Raw genomic sequence first — 3,125 nt, 5'->3', positions numbered from 1 at the left:
CTGGCATTTGCTCCATAAATAGCGGCACTTTTCAGTAAACTAATTTGTTGATTAACCTTAAAAACATTATTTTTATCAAGCTCATCATTACCGTAGGCATCCTCCGCAGCTACCATGCTGAGAGTGACTACATCTTTAAAAGAGCGATAATTGCCGACACTAAATCCGATGAGCATTGCATATTAACCCTAACAGTCTCTAAGGAATAAAGGAGACGATACTTTTATTTTATGCACTTGTTGAGCATTTGAACAAGAATTATCCTCAGAATCGGCAAACAATCACAGGAAAAAAGGTAAGGAATTGATTTCCCTTACCTAAGAATTGTACACTTTTGACAACAAATTTACACTTTTGCTGACTCTTTAACTAACTTATCCCAACCCAATTCCTTGAGGTTATTGTTGCGACGCAGGGGACGAGTAGCTAATTCTAAAATATCTCGCGCATTGGTAAAACCATGAATTTGAGCAAAAGTAAATTCTACCGACCATTTAGTGTTAATTCCCCGCGCTTCTAAGGGATTTGCATGGGCCATTCCTGTAATCACTAAATCAGGTTTTAACTCGTAAATGCGCTGAATCTGATTGTAGTTATCAGGTTTTTCGATAATTTTCGGGATGGGAACACCCATATCATTACAGGTTTTTTCTAGTAATGCTAATTCGGCCGCTTGGTAGCGTTTATCCATGTAAGGAATACCGATTTCATCACAAGTCATCCCGCAACGAATTAGGAAACGTGCCAGAGAAATTTCTAGTAAATTATCCCCCATAAAGAAGACCGATTTACCGCGCACAAGTTGCAGATAATCCTCTAAACTTTCCCAAATTTTTGCCTCTCTTTCTTCTAATCCCTGCGGTTGTACTCCCAAAACCGAACAGATTTTTTCTATCCAAGCGCGGGTTCCATCTGGACCGATGGGAAAGGGTGCGCCAATTAATTTACACTTACGACGACGCATTAAAGTGGTGGCAGTTCGTGATAGAAAAGGATTGACACCAGCCACATAATAACCTTCTTCAATTACCGGTAATTCGGTAAAGCGTTTGGCCGGCAACCAACCATCTATTTTAACTCCTTGTTTTTTCAATTCTAGGGTTAAATTAGTCACAATCGGGTCGGGAACAGAACCAAATAAAACTAAAGGAGGATGGTCTTTATATTCCGATTCTTCCTGTTTAATTTCTTCTTTTTTACGTCCAAAAGTTAAGAGTTTCTGGATGGCATTTCGTTCTTCTTTTTCCTCTTCGTGCTTAACTTTTTCTGGACATTTATGCACCATAGAAGCGAGGACGGTATCTTCCCCTTGAGTAAAGGCATAATCTAAACCATTAGCGCGCGCTGTCACGATAGGAATACCGATTTCTGACTCTAGTTTCGGTGCTAATCCTTCTAAGTCCATTTTGATGATTTCGGTGGTACAAGTACCAATAAAAACGATAACGCTAGGGTTTCTATCTCGTTTAATTTGTAAGCAGAGGCGTTTTAGTTCTTCGTAGTCTTTTAGTTGAGCGGAAATATCCCCTTCTTCTAATTCAGCCATAGCATAACGCGGTTCGGCGAAAATCATCACCCCCATAGCATTTTGCAGGAAGTAACCACAGGTTTTTGTGCCGATAACAAGGAAGAAACTATCTTCGATTTTTTGGTATAACCAAGCAACACAGCTAATCGGACAAAAGGTGTGATAGTTGCCAGTTTCACAATCAAATTGTAAAGCGCTCGGTTCTTGGGTGGCGGTCATGTTGTTTGGTTCTCCTTTAACTTGGTTTATTTTGGTTTTCTCGTTTTATCTGTTCTCTAATCTTTTGTAGTTCACTATCTTCTGATGGATTAAAAGTTTCTAGTTTCTTCTTCCGACGGATCAAAATTCAATCCTCAGACTTCTACCAGTTTGTCCCCATCGGAATTAAGCTGACAAAAGAAATACATACATACTGATAACTTAAGTTCTAAAGCTGCATCGAGTTGGGTGGTGGGCCCGTGGGTAGGGTGGGTTAGGTGACGATAAGTTAGGCTATTAACTAATAAGTTAATTCTTCGCCGTAACCCACCCATAAAAAGAGTTTATTGGTGATTATTGGTGGTTATTGGTGGGTTACGCTGTCCCTAACCCACCCGACAAAATAATCTAAACCATCATCAGGTCTAATTCTTCCTCGGCGTTAACTTTGGGTTTATCGGCATTAAGATAGAAATCCGATAATAAAGTGAATAATTCCCGGTCGGCAGATTCTTTGGGAATAACTCCTTCTGGTTTGGCTAAAATCTGATCGGCAATGTTGAGATAATAGTCACAAACATAACTTAACATCGGATCCTTGTCGGCCATTTCAAAGAGAGTTTGACCTTTAACTCTGGAGACGCGAATATCTTCAATTAAGGGTAAAACTTCTAACACTGGCATGGGAACATGATCTACATATTTATTAATTAAATCGCGTTTTGAGGTGCGATTACCAATTAATCCGGCTAGTCGCAGGGGATGAGTGCGCGCTTTTTCGCGGACGGAAGCAGCGATGCGATTGGCGGCAAAAAGAGCATCAAAGCCGTTATCTGTGACAATTATGCAGTAATCGGCGTAATTTAAGGGTGCGGCAAATCCTCCACAAACCACATCCCCCAAAACATCGAACAAAATCACGTCAAATTCATCAAAAGCGTTCAATTCTTTTAATAATTTCACCGTTTCCCCGACGACGTAACCGCCACAACCGGCACCGGCCGGAGGACCACCCGCTTCCACGCATTTGACACCACCGTAACCGTCATAGATAACGTCTTCGGGCCAGATGTCTTCGTAGTGAAAATCTTTTTCTTGCAGGGTATCGATGATTGTGGGAATCAGAAAGCCTGTCAGGGTGAAGGTGCTATCATGCTTGGGGTCACAGCCTATTTGTAGGACTTTTTTGCCTCTTTTGGCTAAAGCGGCCGAAATATTACAGCTTGTTGTCGATTTACCGATGCCACCTTTTCCGTAGACTGCGAGTGTTAAAGGCATGGAAGTTCTCCTAAATGTGCGCTTGAATGGTGAGTTTGTTTATCAGTGCTTTGATCCCAATTATTGACCATCTCCCCACTCCTTGGAAAGAGGCTCAATTTTTATCTGCTATAGCTAGAGT

General features: G+C 41.2%; 2 protein-coding genes and 1 pseudogene. All 3 read right to left on the bottom strand.

Features of this window, described 5'->3' with window-relative positions; all coding sequences use genetic code 11:
- Positions 1–176, bottom strand: a pseudogene (locus tag PX636_RS22720) (ATP-binding protein); the annotation flags it as partial.
- A gap of 170 nt (positions 177–346) precedes the next feature.
- Positions 347–1,747 carry a ferredoxin:protochlorophyllide reductase (ATP-dependent) subunit N gene (locus PX636_RS14810; RefSeq protein WP_046662684.1) on the bottom strand — a complete coding sequence of 467 codons (1,401 nt, stop codon included), beginning with the start codon at positions 1,745–1,747 and terminating at the stop codon, positions 347–349.
- 387 nt (positions 1,748–2,134) lie between these two features.
- On the bottom strand, positions 2,135–3,004 hold the full coding sequence (gene bchL, locus PX636_RS14805; protein WP_002759152.1) for a ferredoxin:protochlorophyllide reductase (ATP-dependent) iron-sulfur ATP-binding protein: 870 nt from the start codon (positions 3,002–3,004) through the stop codon (positions 2,135–2,137).
- Positions 3,005–3,125: the final 121 nt, after the last annotated feature.

The organism is Microcystis sp. M53598_WE2 (assembly GCF_030067735.1).
GTDB lineage: Bacteria > Cyanobacteriota > Cyanobacteriia > Cyanobacteriales > Microcystaceae > Microcystis > Microcystis aeruginosa.
The sequence above is the reverse complement of the archived record's forward strand: the minus strand, read 5'-3'. Positions and strand labels throughout refer to the sequence as shown.

Excerpts from the sequence above, each read along its gene's own strand:
- PX636_RS14810 (WP_046662684.1), bottom strand. The coding sequence starts at position 1,747 with ATGACCGCCACCCAAGAACCGAGCGCTTTACAATTTGATTGTGAAACT.
- bchL (WP_002759152.1), bottom strand. The coding sequence starts at position 3,004 with ATGCCTTTAACACTCGCAGTCTACGGAAAAGGTGGCATCGGTAAATCG.